This is a genomic window from Micromonospora phaseoli, assembly GCF_900109115.1.
Lineage (GTDB): Bacteria > Actinomycetota > Actinomycetes > Mycobacteriales > Micromonosporaceae > Micromonospora > Micromonospora phaseoli.
The window spans coordinates 337,328-355,781 of record NZ_FNYV01000002.1 but is presented as its reverse complement, the minus strand read 5'-3'; the positions used below and the strand labels follow the sequence as shown (position 1 = coordinate 355,781).

The 18,454-nt window shown below is 70.5% G+C and carries 17 protein-coding genes; 12 read left to right on the top strand and 5 right to left on the bottom strand.

The annotated features are described in order from the left end of the window. The first annotated feature begins 8 nt into the window (after positions 1-8). The 4 genes from BMY89_RS06415 to BMY89_RS06400 are packed head-to-tail and all read left to right on the top strand — an operon-like array spanning position 9 to position 3,824. Entirely contained in the window at positions 9-953 is a 945-nt protein-coding gene (locus BMY89_RS06415) for an ABC transporter permease (protein ID WP_092376442.1), read from the top strand. Further along, positions 950-1,843, top strand: coding sequence for an ABC transporter permease (locus BMY89_RS06410; protein WP_092376439.1), 894 nt, complete (start codon positions 950-952; stop codon positions 1,841-1,843). The genes BMY89_RS06415 and BMY89_RS06410 overlap by 4 nt, the downstream gene beginning before the upstream one ends. After that, positions 1,840-2,826, top strand: coding sequence for an ABC transporter ATP-binding protein (locus BMY89_RS06405; RefSeq protein WP_092376435.1), 987 nt, complete (start codon positions 1,840-1,842; stop codon positions 2,824-2,826). Before BMY89_RS06410 ends, BMY89_RS06405 begins: the two co-directional genes overlap by 4 nt. Further along, positions 2,823-3,824, top strand: coding sequence for an ABC transporter ATP-binding protein (locus BMY89_RS06400; protein WP_092376432.1), 1,002 nt, complete (start codon positions 2,823-2,825; stop codon positions 3,822-3,824). Before BMY89_RS06405 ends, BMY89_RS06400 begins: the two co-directional genes overlap by 4 nt. 28 nt (positions 3,825-3,852) lie before the next feature. Here BMY89_RS06400 and BMY89_RS06395 read toward each other — a convergent pair whose 3' ends face one another. Beyond that, complete coding sequence (locus BMY89_RS06395) at positions 3,853-5,043, bottom strand: epoxide hydrolase family protein (protein WP_092376429.1); 1,191 nt, start codon at positions 5,041-5,043, stop codon at positions 3,853-3,855. Positions 5,044-5,476: 433 nt separating this feature from the next. On the opposite strand from BMY89_RS06395, the gene BMY89_RS06390 reads away from it, so the two are divergent. The 4 genes from BMY89_RS06390 to BMY89_RS06375 are packed head-to-tail and all read left to right on the top strand — an operon-like array spanning position 5,477 to position 9,213. Continuing rightward, complete coding sequence (locus BMY89_RS06390) at positions 5,477-6,499, top strand: sulfate ABC transporter substrate-binding protein (protein ID WP_092376426.1); 1,023 nt, start codon at positions 5,477-5,479, stop codon at positions 6,497-6,499. Next, positions 6,496-7,344, top strand: a complete 849-nt coding sequence (cysT, locus tag BMY89_RS06385; protein WP_092376423.1) for a sulfate ABC transporter permease subunit CysT — start codon at positions 6,496-6,498, stop codon at positions 7,342-7,344. Before BMY89_RS06390 ends, cysT begins: the two co-directional genes overlap by 4 nt. Continuing rightward, complete coding sequence (locus BMY89_RS06380) at positions 7,337-8,173, top strand: sulfate ABC transporter permease (protein ID WP_092376420.1); 837 nt, start codon at positions 7,337-7,339, stop codon at positions 8,171-8,173. Before cysT ends, BMY89_RS06380 begins: the two co-directional genes overlap by 8 nt. After that, a complete protein-coding gene (locus BMY89_RS06375) occupies positions 8,170-9,213 on the top strand; it encodes a sulfate/molybdate ABC transporter ATP-binding protein (protein WP_092376417.1) in 1,044 nt (347 codons plus the stop codon). The genes BMY89_RS06380 and BMY89_RS06375 overlap by 4 nt, the downstream gene beginning before the upstream one ends. Here BMY89_RS06375 and BMY89_RS06370 read toward each other — a convergent pair whose 3' ends face one another. Both BMY89_RS06370 and BMY89_RS06365 read right to left on the bottom strand, forming a co-directional pair. After that, entirely contained in the window at positions 9,214-10,149 is a 936-nt protein-coding gene (locus tag BMY89_RS06370) for a glycoside hydrolase family 68 protein (RefSeq protein ID WP_092376414.1), read from the bottom strand. Between the two features lie 77 nt (positions 10,150-10,226). Beyond that, positions 10,227-11,222, bottom strand: coding sequence for a LacI family DNA-binding transcriptional regulator (locus BMY89_RS06365; RefSeq protein WP_232521088.1), 996 nt, complete (start codon positions 11,220-11,222; stop codon positions 10,227-10,229). A 407-nt stretch (positions 11,223-11,629) separates the two neighbouring features. On the opposite strand from BMY89_RS06365, the gene BMY89_RS06360 reads away from it, so the two are divergent. Genes BMY89_RS06360 through BMY89_RS06345 form a run of 4 tightly spaced genes read left to right on the top strand, consistent with a single transcriptional unit; the run spans position 11,630 to position 15,933 of the window. After that, positions 11,630-12,991, top strand: coding sequence for an ABC transporter substrate-binding protein (locus tag BMY89_RS06360; RefSeq protein WP_175510314.1), 1,362 nt, complete (start codon positions 11,630-11,632; stop codon positions 12,989-12,991). Then, positions 12,988-13,956 carry a carbohydrate ABC transporter permease gene (locus BMY89_RS06355; RefSeq protein WP_092376405.1) on the top strand — a complete coding sequence of 323 codons (969 nt, stop codon included), beginning with the start codon at positions 12,988-12,990 and terminating at the stop codon, positions 13,954-13,956. Before BMY89_RS06360 ends, BMY89_RS06355 begins: the two co-directional genes overlap by 4 nt. Continuing rightward, entirely contained in the window at positions 13,956-14,783 is an 828-nt protein-coding gene (locus tag BMY89_RS06350; RefSeq protein WP_092376402.1) for a carbohydrate ABC transporter permease, read from the top strand. The genes BMY89_RS06355 and BMY89_RS06350 overlap by 1 nt, the downstream gene beginning before the upstream one ends. Positions 14,784-14,787: 4 nt before the next feature. Then, positions 14,788-15,933 (top strand): serine hydrolase domain-containing protein, encoded by a 1,146-nt coding sequence (locus BMY89_RS06345; protein WP_092376400.1) that lies wholly within the window; start codon positions 14,788-14,790, stop codon positions 15,931-15,933. On the opposite strand, the gene BMY89_RS06340 is transcribed toward BMY89_RS06345, so the two are convergent. Both BMY89_RS06340 and BMY89_RS06335 read right to left on the bottom strand, forming a co-directional pair. Then, positions 15,860-17,239: an MFS transporter gene (locus BMY89_RS06340; RefSeq protein ID WP_092376396.1), complete on the bottom strand. Its 1,380-nt coding sequence runs from the start codon at positions 17,237-17,239 to the stop codon at positions 15,860-15,862. The genes BMY89_RS06345 and BMY89_RS06340 overlap by 74 nt on opposite strands. Before the next feature lie 114 nt (positions 17,240-17,353). Beyond that, positions 17,354-18,436, bottom strand: coding sequence for a flavin-containing monooxygenase (locus BMY89_RS06335; RefSeq protein WP_092376394.1), 1,083 nt, complete (start codon positions 18,434-18,436; stop codon positions 17,354-17,356). Between the last annotated feature and the right edge of the window lie 18 nt (positions 18,437-18,454).

Sequence of the window (18,454 nt, the reverse complement as noted above, 5' to 3'; positions counted from 1 at the left end):
GACCACAGGTGGCCCGCTTCGTCATCCGTCGGCTGTTGCAGTCGGCCGTCGTGCTGCTCGGCGTGACCGTCGTCGTGTTCCTGCTGCTTCAACTGGTGCCGGGTGACCCCGTCCGGGTGGCCCTCGGCACCCGCTTCGACCCGCAGACGTACGAGGCGCTGCGGGCCCGGGCGGGGCTGGACCAACCCCTCGTGGTGCAGTACGTCAACTACCTCGGGCGGGCGCTGACCGGCGACCTCGGTGTCAGCTTCCGCAGTGGACGGCCGGTGACCACGATCGTGCTGGAGCGACTGCCGGCGACGCTGTCGCTGGCGGTCACCGCAGTGCTCTTCGCGGTGCTGATCGCCTTCCCGCTGGGGATCGTCTCGGCCATCCGCAGCGGTTCGCTGATCGACCATGCGGCCCGGGTTTTCAGCCAGGTCGGCGTCTCGGTGCCCGACTTCTGGATGGGCATCATGGGCATCCTGCTCTTCGCCGGGGTGCTCGGCTGGCTGCCACCGTCGGGCTATGTCGCGCTCACCGAGGATCCGGCCGGATGGGCCTCCCACGTGGCGCTGCCGGCGGCCACGGTCGGCCTGGTCACCGCCTCGATCCTCACCCGGTTCATCCGTTCGTCGATGCTGGAGGTGCTCTCCGAGGACTATGTGCGCACCGCCGAGGCGAAAGGGCTCCGTACCCGGGTGGTGGTGCTGCGGCACGTGCTGCGTAACGCGCTCATCCCGGTGGTCACCGTGGTGGCGGTGCAGCTGGCCAGCCTGCTCGGCGGGGTGATCGTAATCGAGGTGTTGTTCGCCTGGCCCGGCATCGGCCGGCTCACCTACGACGCGGTCCAGGCCCGTGACTATCCCGTGCTGCAGGGCGCCGTGCTGCTGGTGGCGGCGCTGTTCCTCCTGGTCAACCTGCTGGTCGACATCCTCTATGCCCGCCTCGACCCCCGGATCACCGTCAAATGAGCGAGCACAGCGAGCGGACGAGCGAGGGGCAGCTGCGCCGGGCGCTGTCGGCGCTGCGGCACGATCCGCTGGCACTGACCGGCAGCGTGGTGCTCGCCCTGCTGGTCGTGGTGGGCGTGGCCGGTTCGTGGCTGGCGCCGTCGGGGATCAACGAGGTGGACGTCGACCGGATGCTCCAGCCGCCGAGCTGGTCGCACCCGTTCGGCACCGACGAGTTGGGTCGCGACGTGCTCAGCCGGGTCATGGTCGCGGCTCGGGTCTCGCTACAGGTCGGGCTGGTCAGCGTCGGCATCGCGCTGGCGGTGGGGGTGACCCTCGGACTGTTCGCCGGCTACTACCGTGGCTGGCTCGACAACGTGCTGATGCGCTGCATGGACGTGCTCTTCGCGTTCCCGGTCCTGCTGCTCGCGGTGGCGATCGTGGCGGTGCTGGGGCCGGGGCTGCTCACCGCGACGGTCGCGATCGGAGTGGTCTACACCCCGATCTTCGCCCGGGTCACCCGCGCCGGAGTGCTCTCCGTCCGGGAGCAGGTCTTCGTCCGGGCGGCGGTCTCCATCGGCGCGTCCGACCTGCGCATCATGCGGCGGCACGTGCTGCCCAACATCGCGGCACCGCTGATCGTGCAGACCTCGCTGTCGCTGGCCTTCGCCATTCTCTCCGAGGCGGCGCTGTCCTTCCTCGGCCTCGGCGTGCAACCGCCGGCGCCCGCGTGGGGGCGAATGTTGTACGACGGGCGAGGGTTCGTCACCGAGGCGTGGTGGCTGGGCTTCTTTCCCGGCGCGGCGATCTTCCTGACCGTGCTGGCGTTCAACCTGGTCGGTGACGCTCTGCGCGACGTGCTCGATCCCCGTCAGCTGACCGTCAGCGAAGCGAGGAGGAGCGCCACATGAGCGAGCATGTGCTGGCGATCGAGGACCTCACCGTCACCATCGGCACGCGGCGAGGGCCGGCGCGGGCGGTCGCCGGGGTGGACTGGTCGGTGCGCCCGGGGGAGACCCTGGCGCTGGTCGGCGAGTCGGGCAGTGGCAAGAGCATGAGCGTGCTCGCCGCCACAGGTCTCGCGCCCCGCTCCGCGCGGGTGACCGGGCGGGTGCGTCTGCTCGGCACGGAACTCACCGAGCTGCCCGAGGCGCGCCGGCGGCGACTGCGCGGGCGACACGTCGGCTTCGTCTTCCAGGATCCGATGACCTCGCTCAACCCGGTGTTGACCGTGGGCCGGCAGGTCGCCGAGGCGGGTGAGGAGCACCTCGGCCTGACCCGGCGGGCCGCCCGGTCCCGCGCCGTGGAACTGCTCGACCTCGTCGGCATCCCGTCCGCCGCGCAGCGGGTGGACGCCTACCCGCACCAGTTCTCCGGGGGCATGCGTCAGCGCGTGGTGATCGCGATGGCCCTGATCTGCGAGCCTGACCTGCTGATCGCCGACGAACCCACGACGGCCCTCGACGTCACCACTCAGGCCCAGATCGTCGAGCTGGTCGCCGACCTGCAGCGGCGGCTCGGTACGGCGGTCGTCTGGATCACGCACGACCTCGGTGTGGTCGCCGGCATCGCGGACACGGTGGCGGTCATGTACGCCGGCCGCATCCTCGAACAGGGGCCGGTCGACGCGGTCTTCGGTGCGCCGTCGCATCCGTACACCTCGGCTCTGCTGGCGGCCCGGCCGGACCCGGCGGCCGGCGGCGGCGACCTGGTCACCATCGCCGGCGCGCCGCCCAACCCGTTGGATCTGCCACCGGGCTGCGCCTTCTGGCCCCGTTGCCCGGTACGCGGGGACGCCCGGTGCGAGCACGAACTGCCGCCGCTGGTCCCGGTGTCGGCGGGGCACCAGGTACGCACCTTCTATCCGCGGCGCGTCGACGAGGAGGCCCAATGAGCGCGCCGCGAACGCCGGCCGAGGTCGTGGCCGAACTGAACGACCTGACGGTGTGGTTTCCGAGCCCGGCCGGGATGGTTCGTGCCGTGGACGGGGTGTCGTTGCAGGTTCGTCGCGGCGAGACCCTGGGGCTGGTCGGCGAGTCCGGCAGCGGCAAGTCCACCACGGGGCTGGCGCTGCTGCGGCTGGTCGACCCCACCTCGGGCAGTGTGCGGGTGGCGGGGCAGGACGTCACCCGGTGGTCCCGGCGGCGGCTGCGTGCGCTGCGCCGCCGGGTCGCCATGGTGTTCCAGGACCCGCAGGCGTCTCTCGACCCACGGCGCACCATCGGGGCGAGCATCGCCGAGCCGCTGGTCGTCCACCGTCTCTCGGACGGTCGTGCCGCCCGTCGCCGGCGCGTCGAGGAGTTGCTCGACATGGTCGGGCTGCGCGGCGACCTCGCCGACCGGCACCCGCACGAACTCTCCGGCGGCCAGCGGCAGCGGGTCGGCATCGCCCGTGCGCTGGCCGGCGAGCCCGACCTGATCGTGCTGGACGAACCGATCGCCTCGCTCGACCTCAGCGTCCAGGCACAGATCATGAACCTGCTCCGCCGCCTGCAACGGGACCTGGGACTGACCTACCTTTTCATCGCCCACGATCTCGCCGCCGTCGAGCACATGAGCGACCGGATGGCCGTGATGTACCTGGGGCGGATAGTGGAGAGCGGCACCCCGGCGCAGATCTGGCGGGAGCCGGCCCATCCGTACACCGCCGCCCTGCTGTCGGCCGTGCCGGTGGCCGATCCGCAGGTCGAGCGGGAGCGCCGCCGGATCATCCTCAGTGGTGACATCCCCAGCCCGGTCGACCCGCCGGCCGGCTGCCGGTTCCGGACCCGATGCCCGCAGGCCCGGCCGGAGTGCGCCGAGACCGATCCGGTGCTCGCCGAGGTCGATCCCGACCATCGCGCTGCCTGCCTGTTCGCCGGGGCGGCGGTACGGGCGATGCGGTCACCCTGATCCGGCGCGCCGCCGCCTGCACTCAGGGTTATCGGAGCGGCCGGAACGCGGCCCGCATTTCGGCGGAGAAGAGCTCCGGCTCCTCCCAGGCCGGGAAGTGGCCGCCGCGGTCGACCTCGTTGAAGTACGCGAGGCCGGGGTAGACGGTCTCGACCCAGCTGCGTGGGGCTGCCCAGATTTCGCCGGAGAACGTCGTGAAGCCGACCGGAACCGCGACCGGCGGAGGAGCCTGGCCAGCGGCACGAGCTGCGGCCAGGAACCGTCCGAATTCCCAGTACCATCGGGCGGCCGAGGTGCCGGTGCCGGTCAGCCAGTACAGCATGATGTTGTCGACGATGGTGTCCCGGGTCAGGCTACCCACGGGCTCGCCGTCGACGAACGCGCGGGAGATCTTGTAGTAGCTGTCCGTGTCGTGGTCGAGCATCCAGGCCGCCAGCCCGACGGGTGAATCGAGCAGGGAGTAGCCGACCGTCTGCGGTCGGGTGGTCTGCTCCAGGAAGTAGCCGAAACCGTCCGTCATGAACGTGGCGAGCGCGTCGTGCGCCGCGCGTTCCTGCTCGGACTCCGCCGGGAGTTGGTCCTTGAGATCGATCGCCCCGGCGAGCAGATTGACGTGGATGCCGAGCAGCCCCTCGGGTGCCTGGCGGCCCAGCGCGTCCGTGACGGAGGCGCCCACGTCGCCTCCCTGGGCGACGTAGCGCGGGTAGCCGAGGCGGTCCATCAGCTCTGCCCACGCGCGTGCCATGCGGGCGGAGTCCCACCCGAGCTCGGTCGGCTCGCCCGAGAAGCCGTAGCCAGGCAGGGAGGGCAGCACCAGGTGGAAGGCGTCCTCGGCCCGTCCGCCGTGCGCGGTCGGGTCGGTGAGCGGGCCGACGACGCCGAGCAGCTCGACCACCGAGCCCGGCCAGCCGTGCGTCATGATCAGCGGTAGCGCGTCCTCGTGTCGCGACCGCACGTGGATGAAGTGGATCTCGACGCCGTCGATCTCCGTCGTGTACTGCGGCAGGGCGTTCAGCCGCGCCTCGAAGGCGCGCCAGTCGTGATCGGTCGTCCAGTAGCGGGCCAGCTCCTGGATCGTCGCCAGCTGCACGCCCTGGGAGCGATCGGTGACCAGCTCTCGCGTGGGCCAGCGGGTGGCCGCGATCCGGCGACGCATGTCGGCGATCGCCTCTTCCGGTGTGTCGAGCTGGAAGGGACGGATTCCGTTGTCGTTGGACATGATTCCACCTGTCGGGTCGGATCGACCGGCACCGGGCCCCGGCGCAGCCGGTACGCGCCCATCTTCACACCGGCCCGGCGACCGGTGGGCCGGAACGCGATTTCGTGGTCGGGCCAACGGACCGTGCCCCGGCGGCGCGGCTACGCCTCGTCCGCCGCTCGCTCGGCAAACCCTGCAAACAGCAAGTCTTGAAAACCCGTCAAGTTAGTGGGATATTCGGTGCGCGGTCGGCGTGTTGATCGGGGTGTCATGCGCCGCCCAAGGGTCCGGGCTGGCAACGGTGCCGCCTGATTCCGTACGTGTGGGCATCAAGGCCCGGTCTCCGGCCGCACTCTCCATCGTTTTGTGACGGCAGTTCAGCAGGCAAAATTACCTATCTGTTTGGTTGGTTTTACGAGGTGCGGCTGCGCACTGGAGGAGGACGGGTTCGCACATGAGGCACCGGATCAGAGCAGCCATCGCCCTCGCCATGGTCACTGGCCTGGCGCTCACCGGCTGCGGTGGCGGTGACAGCGCGACGGGCAGCGCCGCCACGCTGAGCATCGTCGGCTTCGCGGTACCCGAGGCGGCAAACAAGGCCATCGCCGCGGAGTGGAACAAGACCGAGGCGGGCAAGGGGGTTCGCTTCCGGACCTCGTACGGCGCCTCCGGCGACCAGAGTCGGGCCGTGGTCTCCGGCCTGAAGGCCGACTACGTCCACTTCTCGGTGAGCAGTGACGTGACCCGGCTGGTCGAGGCCGGGCTCGTGGAGGAGAGCTGGGACGACGGGCCGAACAAGGGGATCGTCTCCTCCTCGGTCGTGGTCCTCGCCGTCCGTGAGGGCAACCCCAAGAACATCCAGGGCTGGGACGACCTGATCAAGCCGGGCATCGGCATCGTCACGCCGAACCCCGCCTCGTCGGGCGCCGCCCGGTGGAACGCCCTCGCCGCGTGGGGGCACATCGCCGCCAACGGCGGCACCGAAGCCCAGGCGCAGGAGTACCTGACCAGGCTCTTCGCCAACGTGGTGTCGCTGCCCAACAGCGGCCGGGACGCCACCACCACCTTCCTCGGCGGCACCGGCGACGTCCTGCTGGCCTACGAGAACGAGACGATCCTGGCTCGGCAGAACGGCGAGAAGCTGGACTGGGTCCTGCCGGCCACCACCATCCTGATTCAGAACCCGGGCGCGATCCTCAAGGACGCGGACCCGAAGGCGAAGGAGTGGCTCGACTTCGTCCTCGGCCCGCAGGGGCAGCGCCAGTTCGCGCGCACCGGCTTCCGGCCGATCATCGACGGCGTCGACACCAGCGGCATCGAGGGCGCGGTCGACCCGAGCAACCCGTTCCCCGCACCGCAGAAGCTGCTCACAGTGGACAACGACTTCGAGAGCTGGTCGGCGCTGTCGGAGAAGTTCTTCGACGAGAGCGACGGCATCGTCAGCAAGGTCATCGCGGCCTCCGGGAAGGCTACGTGACCACGACGACCCTGGTTCCGGACCTGCCGGCGGGCAACCGCCGGCCGGTCCGGGCCGGCCGCCCGCTGACCCGGGTCTCCGGCCTGGGCCTCGGCGTGGCGATGGTGTGGTTCAGCCTGCTGGTGCTGATCCCGCTCGCCGCCGTCGTGGTGACCGCCTCCGAGGGCGGCTGGGACGGGTTCTGGCGGACGGTCACGAACGAACAGACCGCCGCCACCATCCGGCTGACCGTGGGTACCGCGCTGCTCGTCACGCTGGTCAACATCGTGATGGGTACCCTGATCGCCTGGGTGCTGGTGCGCGACCGCTTCTTCGGCAAGCGGGCGCTCGAGGTCCTCATCGACGTGCCGTTCGCGCTGCCGACGATCGTCGCCGGCCTGGTGCTGCTGTCGCTGTACGGGCCGGACAGCCCGCTCGGCGTCAACATCGCCAACACCAGGATCGCGGTGTTCCTCGCCTTCCTCTTCGTGACGTTGCCGTTCATCGTGCGGACCGTGCAGCCGGTGCTGGCCGAACTGGACCAGGAGGCCGAGGAGGCGGCGGCATCGCTGGGCGCCAGCCGATTCAGTACGTTCCGACGGATCATCCTGCCCAGCCTCACGCCGGCCATCGCCGCCGGCGCGGCCCTCTCCTTCGCCCGCGCGGTCGGCGAGTACGGCTCACTGGTGCTGCTCTCCGGCAACCTGCCGATGCGTACCGAGGTGGCGTCGGTGCGCATCCTCAGCAGCATCGAGAACGACAACCCGGACAGCGCGGCGGCGGTCGCGGTGGTGCTGCTGGCCATCTCGCTGGCCGTCATCGTCGTGCTCGACGTCCTGCAGCGGAGGGTGATGCGCCGTGGCTGACCGCCTCACTGCCGCCCGTACCCCGGTCGGTCACCGCCCTGGCCGCTACGTCCTGCGGACCGTGGTCACGGCGTACCTGTTCTTCCTGGTGGCCTGGCCGTTGTATCTGGTCGGCCGTAACGCCTTCGCCGGGGGGTCCGCCAGTTTCCAGGACATCCTCACGGACCCCGACGTGACCCACGCGCTGCAACTCACCGTGGTCATCGCGGTGGTCGCCGTCGTCATCAACACCGTGTTCGGTGTCGGCATCTCGATCCTGCTGGTCCGCTACGACTTCCCCGGCAAGCGGGCGCTCAACGCCCTGCTCGACATGCCGTTGTCGGTCTCGCCGATCGTCGTCGGGCTCGCGCTGATCCTGGTCTACGGCGGGCGCGACGGTTGGTTCGGTCCGAGCCTGGAAGCCGCGGGATTCCAGATCATCTTCGCGGTGCCGGGCATGGTGATGGCGACCGTCTTCGTGGCGCTGCCGCTGGTCGTCCGGGAAGTCGTGCCGGTCCTGCAGGAGGTCGGCGACGAGCAGGAGCAGGCCGCCCGCAGCCTGGGCGCCAACGCGTGGCAGACGTTCCGTCGAATCACGCTGCCGTCCATCAAATGGGGCGTGGTCTACGGGGTCGTGCTCAGCCTCGCCCGCTCGCTCGGCGAGTTCGGCGCCGTCAAGGTCGTCTCCGGCAACGTGCTCGGTGACACCCGTACGGCCACCCTCGTGGTCGAGGAGAAGTACCTGAACTTCGACAAGGGCGGGGCGTACGCCACCGCCTTCCTCCTCGCCCTCGTCGCGGTGGCCTGCATCATCGTCGTATCCGTTCTCAGGCCGAAGGAAGAGCGTTGAGCATCGAGATTTCCAACGTCGGCAAGCGGTTCGGAGACTTCGTCGCGCTGGACGACGTGTCGGTGAACATCCCGTCCGGCCGGCTCACGGCGTTGCTCGGCCCGTCCGGCGGGGGCAAGTCCACGCTGCTGCGGATCATCGCGGGACTGGAGCGCGCCGACACCGGGCGGGTCGAGATCGAGGGGGTGGACGCGACCGGCCTGCCGCCGCAGAAGCGCAACGTCGGTTTCGTGTTCCAGCACTACGCGGCGTTCAAACACCTCTCGGTCCGGCGCAACGTGGCCTTCGGGCTGGAGATCCGCAAGCGGTCCAAGGACGACATCCGGCGTCGGGTCGACGAACTGCTCGCGCTGGTCCACCTGGAACAGTTCGGCGACCGGCTGCCCGCGCAGCTCTCCGGTGGGCAGCGTCAGCGGATGGCGCTCGCCCGAGCGCTGGCCGTGGAGCCGACGGTGCTGCTGCTCGACGAGCCGTTCGGTGCCCTCGACGCCAAGGTCCGCAAGGAGCTGCGGGACTGGCTGCGTCGGCTGCACGACGAGGTGCACGTCACCACCGTCTTCGTCACCCACGACCAGGAGGAGGCCCTTGAGGTCGCCGACGAGATCGTGGTGATCAACGAAGGGCGGGTGGAGCAGATCGGGTCACCCGACGACCTGTACGACCGCCCGGCCAACGAGTTCGTCATGCGGTTCCTCGGCCCGGTCACCCAGCTCGGCGACCAGTTGGTGCGCCCGCACGACCTACAGCTCTCCACCGGTGCCGGCGACCGCGCCGGGGTACCCGGTCGGGTCACCCGGGTCACCCGGGTCGGCTTCGAGAGCCGGGTGGGGGTCATCACGGACGACGGGCAGGCCGTGACCGTGACCCTCACCCGCAACGAACTCCTCGCCCTCGGCACCGAGGTCGGCGACGAGGTACGGATCCGGCTGGCCCCGGAGAGTCCCACCACCACCTCGACCACGCCCGCCCAGAGCGCACCGGTCTCGTTGACCAAGAAGTTTGCGTCGGCCGGCGGAGCGAATCTGACGCAAACTTCTTGATCACGACTGGATGTCGGGGATGAGGCCGGCGGTGGGGTCGTAGCGGACCGGAACCGGGTCGCTGAGTTCACCGACGAACTCGCCGTCGGCGTGCTCGACGAAGCCGATGAGGGACCAGCCGTCGGCGTCGGGGACCAGGCGTGGCGCGTACAGGTGCGGTTGCGCCACCGGCCGGGCGGACGCCACGTCCCACGGGCCCTGGAGGCTCGGCGCGGTCGTCACCCAGAGCCGCTGCCCGGACTCCCGGCCGGCGGCGACGGCGTTGGTGCAGAACAGCAGCAGCGGTTGGCCGTCGACGACGGCGACCTGCGGCACCTCGAGGTGTCCGAATCCGGCCGGTGCGGACAGCGGCGGCCCGACGGTCCAGTTCAGCAGGTCGGGAGAGGTCGCGTGGCCGAGGACGCCACGCGCGTCGGCGGCTCCGTGGTTGACCCGGGCGGTGATCAGCATGTGCCAGCCGTGACCGTCGGGATCGGGGAAGACCCACGGGTCGCGCCAGGCCTGCTCGTACCACATCTCGCGATCGAGCAGCTCGTACCAGGTGGGGTCGGCCTGCACGAGTGGACCGTCGCCGTGCCGGTGCCAGCTGACCATATCGTCGGAGACGGCGAGCCCGATGCGCTGGACCAGCCCGTCGTGCGCCCGGTCGACCCCGGTGTAGAACAGGTACCACCGCCGGTCCGGGCCACGGACCGTGCAGCCGGTCCAGGTGGCCAGGTCGTCCCAGGCCGGCGCGTCCGCGGGTACGAGCGCGTCGGGGAGCAGTCGCCAGTTGCGCAGGTCGGTGGAGACGGCGTGACCGATCGAGGCGCGCCGGTGGCGTCGGTGCGGGTCGAGCAGGGCCCGGGACGCGCGCAGGAAGAAGGCGTGCCGGAGTCCGTCGTCGTCCTGGGCGTACCAGCTGTCCCACACCCAGTGGTCGGGCAGTCGTAGCATGGCCGGAAACGTACCAGTGAATCGGTTTAGCGGCGACGTCGGGTGACGGACTGTGCGGCCCGCCGGCCGACCGGGGCTCAGTCGGCGGGAGCGGCTACGGACCGACGGCGACGCAGTGGCATCGGCACCAGCCACGGGCCCTTGCCCTCGCCGTCGAGCAGGATCTCCACCGCCCGGCGCCCCATCTGCTCGTGCGGCAGCGCGGCGGTGGAGAGCCCCGGCCGCAGCCAGCCGGCGATCGGGTCGTCGTCGAACGAGAGCACGGAGATGTCGCCGGGAATGGTCAGGCCGGCCTCGCCGAGCGCCTGGTAGGCGCCGAAGGCGAGCCGGTCGTTCATGCAGATCACCGCGCTGGGGCGGGTCGGTCGGTCGAGGAGCGTACGCATGGCGGCGTAACCGTGCTCCGAGAGCCACTCCGGGCTGAAGACCTCGGCGCAGAGCGAGACGCCGGCCGCGGTGAGGGTGTCCCGGATGCCCCGTAGCCGAGCCTCGGCGGCCAGCGAGATCTCCGGATCGCGCTCCTTCTGCCGGTTTCGGCCGATCAGCGCGATCCGGTCCCGGTGCCCCTGAGCGAGCAAGGTCTCGGCCACCATGGCGCCGGCCCGCTCGTCGTCCGGCAGCACGCACGGCAACTGCTCCGGACTGGTCGCGTTGAGCAGCACCACCGGGCCGCCGAGGATGGCCGGCGGCACCGCCAGGCGGCGGGTCGCCATGGCCGCGTAGATCACCCCGTCGACCTGGCGGTCGAGGATCGCCTCGATGGCGTACTGCTCGAATGCCGCGTCGCCCTGCGTCTCGGTGATCAACAGGACGTGGTCGCGCTCGCGAGATGCGTCCAGCGCGCCCCGGATGAGGCCGCCGGCGAAGCGGGTGGTGGCGACGATGTCGGAGACGAAGGCGATGGTCGCGGTCTTGCGGGTACGCAGGCTGCGCGCGGCCACGTTGGGCCGGTAACCCAGCTCCTCCGCCGCCGCGAAGACCCGCTGGTGCGCCTCGGCGGAGAGCCGGGTGCCCTCACGCCCGTTGAGCACCATCGACGCGGCGGTCTTGGAAAGGCCCGCCCGTCGTGCCACGTCGGCCAGTGTCGCTCTGTCGCGGCCCATGAGTCCTCCGATCACGGCGGTACGTCGGACGCCGCCGTTGTCCCACCATTCTGCGTCGAGCCACGTTCCCGGTCATCGGCGGTGTTCCGTGCCGGGTGCGCGGGTCGGTGAACCGTCTGTTTCCAGACCGTTGCGAACTCGTCCTTGACAGCCCCCGGCAACGCGCGCATGCTCTGCTAAATCAGTTTAGCGGCGCTGTTTCGCCTCTGCGGTGGACGCTGACGCGTCCTCCGACGTCATATTGGTTACCGCGGGCCGCGAGCCGGGGTTGGGCGCGCGACATGGGACACGTGGCGGCCGAGGGTCGAGGCTCGTGGTGGTCGCCACGAGCGAGGCCGTCGACCGGCGAGGCGCGCGGACGAGTCAAGGAGCATGAGGTGTCGGAGTTCTCGACCAGATTCACCCGACGCCGGTTGGCACTGCTGGTGCCACTACTGGCCGTCGGTATGACCATCACCGCTTGTAGCGCACCGGGCTCGGAGCAGACCTCGCCGGACGACTCGGACGCGACGGTCAGCACGGAACTCGGCAGCGACCCGATCACCCTGGAAATGTACGCCGAGACCGGCTTCCCGTTGGCCAAGGCGCTGGCGGACGAGTTCACCAAGCAGCACCCGAACGTCACGTTCAACATCCGCGAGGACCAGTTCACCGTGATCACGGAGAACGCGCCCCGGGTGCTCGCCTCGGACAACGCGCCCGACGTCATCCGGCTGCCCACCATGGTCGACCTGGTCAAGGACGGGCTGCTGAAGAACCTGGACCCGTACTTCGACGCGTACGGCTGGGACAAGTTCCCCGCCTCGTCCCTGGTCCAGCTGCGCCTCGCCGACGGTGGCGCGGTGCGCGGCAGCGGATCGCTCTACGGCATGGGGCTGGGCTACAGCGTGACCGGCGTCTTCTACAACAAGAAGCAGGCCGAGCAGGTCGGCATGGCCCAGCCGCCGGCCACCATCGCCGAGTTCGAGGAGCTGCTGGCCAAGGCCAAGACCGCCGGCCTGCAGCCGATCATGCAGTTCAACAAGAACACCGCCGGGATCAACTTCCCGCACCAGGCGCTGCAGAACCAGTACGGCGACCCGACCCCGATCGCCGACTGGATCTTCCAGAAGCCGGGCGCGACCTTCGACACGCCCGCCGCGCTCAAGGCCACCCAGACCATCCAGAAGTGGGCCGAGTCCGGCTACTTCCCGAAGGACGCGAACGCCATCGACTACACCGCGATGATGGGCGAGTTCCAGCAGGGCAACGGCCTGTTCATGTTCAACGGCGACTGGGAGTCGGGGAACCTGGACAAGAACATGGCCGGTGAGGTCGGGTTCTTCCTCTTCCCGGGTGAGACCCCCGACGCCAAGCGGGTGGCGATGTCCGCGCCGAACACCTTCGGCGTCGGCGCCAAGGCGAAGAACCCGGACGCCGCCGCGTACTTCCTCCACTGGCTGCACACCAACGACAAGGCCCGCGAGATCTCGGTGACCGTCGGCGGCTCGCACCCCGGTGGGCCGGCCGACCTGGCGCTGCCGCCCGTCTCCGAGGGCACGGTGCTGGCCGAGACCCTCAAGGCCTCGCAGCAGCTGGGCGCCGACAACGGCGCCGTCGACTTCACCGCGAACGCGACCGGCGGCATCTTCGCCGCGGCCATCACGCCGGAGATGCAGAAGCTGATCGCCGGCCAGCAGACCCCCGAGGGGTACGTGAAGGCGGTCCAGGCCGAGTACGAGAAGGAACTGTCCCGATGACGTCTGCCTCTGGCAGCGTCCCGGCCGGGCCGGACACCGCGTTCCGGTCCGGCCGGGGGGACACCCGGTCACCCGTGCGGCCCCACCGGAAGCGGTGGGGCCGCACGGTCCGGTGGACCGGGTGGCTCTGGGTGCTGCCCGCCCTGATCATGTACGCCGTCTTCGTGCTGCGTCCGCTCGTGCTCACCGTGCAGTACTCGATGTACCACTGGAACGGCATCGGCGCGGCGCGCTGGGCCGGGCTGGAGAACTACCTCACGGTCTTCACCGACCGGGACCTACTGAAGATCATCTCGAACGCGTTCATCTTGATCATCTTCTTCAGCTTCATCCCCGTCATCCTCGGTCTGCTGGTGGCCAGCCTGGTCCGGCGGATCACCACCGGCCCCGCCGGCACGATGGTCCGCACGGTGCTGTTCCTGCCCCAGGTGATCCCGCTCGTCGCGGCCGGCATCGCCTGGAGCTGGGTGTTTTCCACCAATGGCCTGGTCAACCAGGCGCTGCGGGCGGTCGGTCTGGACGGTGTCACCCGGGCCTGGCTGGGCGAGTTCGACACCGCGCTGCCGGCGGTCGGTGTCATCGGCACCTGGGTGATGCTCGGCCTCTGCACGATCCTGCTGATCACCGGGATGAGCAAGATCGACCCCTCGCTCTACGAGGCCGCCCGCATCGACGGCGCCGGCCCGGTGCGTGAATTCTTCGCGGTGACCCTGCCCAGCCTGCGCCAGGAGATCGGGATCTGCCTGACGGTGACCATCATCGCGGCGCTGGCCAGCTTCGACATCGTCTACATCTCGACCAGCGGTGGCCCGGGACTCCAGACCACCGTGCCCGGACTGGAGATCTACCGGCTCGCCTTCTCGCAGCGCCAGGTCGGACTCGCCTCGGCGTTGGCCGTGGTGCTGATGGTGCTGGTGCTGGTGTGCGTGCTGCCGATCCAGCGGCTGACCCGGGGGGAGAAGTAATGAACCTGACCACCCGCAGTGAACGGCTGACCGGACGCATCTTCCTGATCGCGCTGGTCGTGGTCACCCTGCTGCCGTTCCTCAGCATGCTGTCGGCGGCCCTGCAACCGCGCGGCACCGTACCCACCGGACTGGCCTGGCCCACCGATCCACAGTGGGGCAACTTCGCCGACGCCTTCACCGCGGCGAACATGGGCGCCCTGCTGAAGTCGAGCGCCCTGATCGTGGCCGGGGTGGTGCCGGTCGGCGTGCTCATCGCGACCATGGCCGGCTTCGGCCTCGGTCACCTGCGGGTGCCCGGCGGCCACCTCGCCTTCGGGCTGCTGCTGCTCGGCCTCACCCTGCCCTTCGAGGCGGTGGTCACCCCGCTCTACTACCAGATGCGGGACCTGGGGCTGCTCAACACCCGGTGGGCGATCGTGCTGCCGCTGATCGGCCTCTACATGCCGTTCGCGGTCTTCTGGATGCGTGCCCACTTCATCAACGTGCCCCGGGAGCTGTCCGAGGCGGCGCGGGTCGACGGCAGCAACACCTGGCAGCTGTTCTGGCGGGTGCACGTGCCGCTCGCCCGGCCGGCCATCGCCTCGCTGACCATCCTGCTGTTCCTCTGGACCTGGAACCAGTTCCTGCTCGCCATCGTCCTCGTGGACGACGCGACCAAACGGACGATGGCCGGCGCGCTCGGTGCCTTCCAGGGTCAGTGGGGGACCGACCTGGTGCTGCTCTGTGCCGGCTCGTTGCTCATCCTCACCCCGACCCTCATCGTGTTCCTGATCTTCCAGCGACAGTTCATCAAGGCCCTGCTCCAAGGGTCCGTGAAGGGATGACGAGTTGACCGACACCCAGATCCACGGAGACACCGACGAAGGCTTCGGCCGGGTCGCCGACGTGTTCCGTGACAACTTCGCCCGCCGGGGTGAGGCGGGCGCCGCAGTCGCCGTCTACGTGGCCGGTCGCAAGGTCGTCGACCTGTACGGCGGGCTGGCCGATCCCCGGTCGGGTCGGCCCTGGACCGCCGACTCGCCCGCGGTCGTCTTCTCCGTCACCAAGGGGATCATGGCGATCTGCGCGTACCAGCTGGTGCAGCAGGGGCGGCTCGACCTGGACGCCCCGGTCACCCGCTACTGGCCCGAGTTCGGCCAGCACGGCAAGGCGGAGATCCCGGTCCGCTGGCTGCTCACCCACCAGTCCGGCCTGCCCGCGCTGGACAAGCCGTTCACCCGCGAGGAGGTGCTCGCGTGGGATCCGGTGATCAAGGCGATCGAGGCTCAGACTCCACTGTGGCAGCCGGGCACGGCGCACAGCTACCACCCGATCACCTACGGCTGGCTGATCGGCGAGGTTATCCGGCGGATCACCGGTGAGACGCCCGGTGCGTACTTCGCCCGTACCATCGGCGAGCCGCTCGGCCTGCGTACCTGGATCGGTCTGCCGGCCGCCGAGCGCGACGCGGTCGCCTGGATGCTGGCGCCGATCGGCGAGCCTGGTCCGGCCGGCCACCCGGTCGCCGAACGCGGGATCACCATGGGCGGCGCCTTCGCCTTCCCCGCCGACGACAACGGCCTGGTCAGCTTCAACGACCCGGCCATCCAGGCCGCCGAGATCCCCGGCGCGGGCGCGGTCAGCACCGCCGAGAGCCTGGCCCGCCTCTACGCCGCGTGCGTCTCCGAGGTCGACGGAGCACGGCTGCTCAGCACCGCGTCCGTCGACGACGCGGTCACCGTCCGCGCCGCCGGCCAACAGGTGTACGGGGACCCGGATGCCGGTCACCGCTGGGGCACCGGATTCCTCGTGCACTCGGTGCCGCGGCCGATGGTCGGTGAACGCAGCTTCGGTCACGACGGTGCGGGCGGACACCTGGCTTTCGCCGACGACACCCACCAGGTCGGCTTCGGCTACGTGGTCAACCAGATGGGCGGCGTGGACGACGAGCGCGCCAACCGCCTCGCCGCCGCCGTCCGGGAGTGCCTGGCCTGACGGCTGACGGCGAACGCACAGTCGACGGTGCCCGAGTCGCCGGCTGGCTCGAAGGGCCCGGGACGCTCCCCGCGGCCAGGACGATGGCCAGCACGGCGACGACGCCCAGGGCAGCGAAGGTCTGCGGGTATCCGCCCAGTGGGCCGGCCAGCGCGGCGCCGGCCCACGGGGCGAGGGCGGAAGCGGCGGTCACCGGGGCGGCGAGGATCCCCGACAGGGTGCCGTAGGCGGTCGTTCCCCACCGGTCACTGATCGCGGTGGCCTGGAGCAGGGTGGCAATCCCTCGGGCGGTACCCGCGACGACGGCGATGACAACCAGCAGCCACACCGGTCCAGGCACCACCGCCAGCGCGATGGTGGTCACGGCGGCGACGCCGAGGATCCAGACCGTGCGGGTACGGACGCTCGTCGCGCGTACCAGAATTCCGTACCCGAGACGCCCGACGACCTGCCCGACGCCGCCGAGGCCCAGTGCCCAGGCGGCGGCGGTGGCGGTGGCACCCCGCTCGGTGAGCAGGGGAACGAGACCGATCATGGTGGCAAACATGGCCAGCGACGCGGTGGTCAACGCAGCCACCAGCAGAAGGAAGGGGCGGCTGCGGATCACCGAGCGGGCATGGCCGGCGTGGTGACCGGTCGGCGGCGCGGGCGGCGCGGCCGGCCAGGGACGCCGCAGGGCCAGGGCGTGCAGGGGAATGGTGACCACGGCCAGGATCACCGCCAGGACCAGGTAGACGCCCCGCCAGCTCAGATGGGTCGACAGGACGGCGGTCAATGGGGCGAACACAGTGCTGGCGAGCCCGGCCACCAGGGTGACGGTCGTCAGGGCGGAGACGTGACGACCCCCGTACCAGCGGGTCAGGGCCACGAACGCCGGCTGGTAGAGCACCGCCGACATGGCCACCCCGACCAGCAGCCAGGCCACGGTGAACCAGGCGAGATTCGGCGCGGCGGCCACCCCCACCGTGGCGAGGCTCGCCAGCACCGACCCGGCAGTCATCGCTGCGCGAGGCCCGCGTCGATCCAGGACCCGCCCCATCGGAATGCCGGCAACCGCTGCGACGACCAGGGCCGCAGAGAACGCGGCGGCGGTGATCGACGCCGACCACCCGGTGTCGGCCTGGATCGCCGGTGCCAGGACCGGGAAGGCGTAGTAGAGCACACCCCAACTGGTGATCTCCGTGACGCAGAAGGCGCCGAGCACCCCACGAGGGCGCGGTCGGTCGACGACCGTACCCGGTTCGGCCCCGCGCCCGGCGGAAAACTTCAGGGCGGTGCCGGCCGGCACGTCCGATCCCTCAGGCATCGAAGCCTTTCCTTCCGGCGTGATGAGTCCCTGGCGGCCGGGCCGGGGCCCGGCCGCCAGGGACCACTCAAACACCCGCCTGGTGGAAACCGCACAACCGCTGGCGGGGCACCGTCAGGCGCTGAGGAGGCCGGCGGCACCACGGACGTACGCGGCCAACGGCGACGCCACGTACGCGGCGTCGTGGGCCGCGCCACGCAGGGTGTTGGAGGCGAACGAGCGTTGGAATTCCAGCCCCACGTAGACCAGTCCGGGGTGGGTGACCGAGACGCCCCCGGCGTGCCGGGGAGCGCCGGCCGCGTCCAGGGCGCCGAGCGGTCGGAGGTACTCCAGGTGGGGCCGGTACCCGGTTGCGAAGATCACCACGTCGGCCTGCTCCGGGGTCCCGTCCGGCCACCGCACACCGTCGGGTGTGAACGCGGTGAACATCCGCCGCCGCGTGAGCCGACCGGAGGTGATCGCCTCCTGGTAGCTGCCGGTGTCCAGCACCAGCGTCCGGTCGACGAACCGGGCCAGCCATGCCGGTGGCAACGCGTCGAACCCGGTGACCTCAAGCCAGTGGTGCAGGTCGTGACCGCCGTGCACCTGCGGAACGAACCAGACCGGTTGCCGGGTGGCCAGACGTACCGTTGCGACCTCGGCCAACTCGTGGCCCACCTGGACCGCGGAGTTCCCGCCGCCGACCACCACGACCCGTTTGCCGGCGTAGGGCTTCGGGCCACGGTAGGCCGCCACGTGCAGCACCTCACCGGAGAAGTCCTCCCGCCCGGGCAGAGTGGGCTGGACCGGGTTGCCGAACGAGCCGCTGGCGGCCACCACCGCGCCGGCCTCGATGCTCCCGCCGTCGGCGGTACGCACGACGAACCCGGCGTTCTCGGCCCGCTCCACCGCCTCGACCCGGCTGCCCGTCCTGATCTCCACGTCCAGGCTGGCTGCGTAACTCTCGAGATAGGCCGCAACGTCGTCCCGGCCCGGGTAGTGGTCGGGGTCGCCGGGGAACGGCATACCCGGCATGCCGCTGTAACGGGCGGGCGAGAACAGGGTCAGGCTGTCGTAGTAGTCGGGCCAGGAGCCGGCGGCCCGTGGCCCGGCTTCGAGCACCAGGGGGCGCAGGCCCGTCTGTCGTACCGCGCGCGCGGCGGCAAGGCCGGACTGGCCGCCGCCGATGACGACCACAGGTCGAGATTCGTCACTCATTCGGAAATCATATCGTCA

Bases quoted from the DNA above. Each gene is read 5' to 3' on its own strand.
- BMY89_RS06340 (WP_092376396.1), bottom strand. From the start codon at position 17,239: ATGCCTGAGGGATCGGACGTGCCGGCCGGCACCGCCCTGAAGTTTTCC.
- BMY89_RS06335 (WP_092376394.1), bottom strand. From the start codon at position 18,436: ATGAGTGACGAATCTCGACCTGTGGTCGTCATCGGCGGCGGCCAGTCC.
- BMY89_RS06400 (WP_092376432.1), top strand. From the start codon at position 2,823: ATGAGCGCGCCGCGAACGCCGGCCGAGGTCGTGGCCGAACTGAACGAC.
- BMY89_RS06355 (WP_092376405.1), top strand. From the start codon at position 12,988: ATGACGTCTGCCTCTGGCAGCGTCCCGGCCGGGCCGGACACCGCGTTC.
- BMY89_RS06395 (WP_092376429.1), bottom strand. From the start codon at position 5,043: ATGTCCAACGACAACGGAATCCGTCCCTTCCAGCTCGACACACCGGAA.
- BMY89_RS06350 (WP_092376402.1), top strand. From the start codon at position 13,956: ATGAACCTGACCACCCGCAGTGAACGGCTGACCGGACGCATCTTCCTG.
- BMY89_RS06390 (WP_092376426.1), top strand. From the start codon at position 5,477: ATGAGGCACCGGATCAGAGCAGCCATCGCCCTCGCCATGGTCACTGGC.
- BMY89_RS06410 (WP_092376439.1), top strand. From the start codon at position 950: ATGAGCGAGCACAGCGAGCGGACGAGCGAGGGGCAGCTGCGCCGGGCG.
- BMY89_RS06370 (WP_092376414.1), bottom strand. From the start codon at position 10,149: ATGCTACGACTGCCCGACCACTGGGTGTGGGACAGCTGGTACGCCCAG.
- BMY89_RS06405 (WP_092376435.1), top strand. From the start codon at position 1,840: ATGAGCGAGCATGTGCTGGCGATCGAGGACCTCACCGTCACCATCGGC.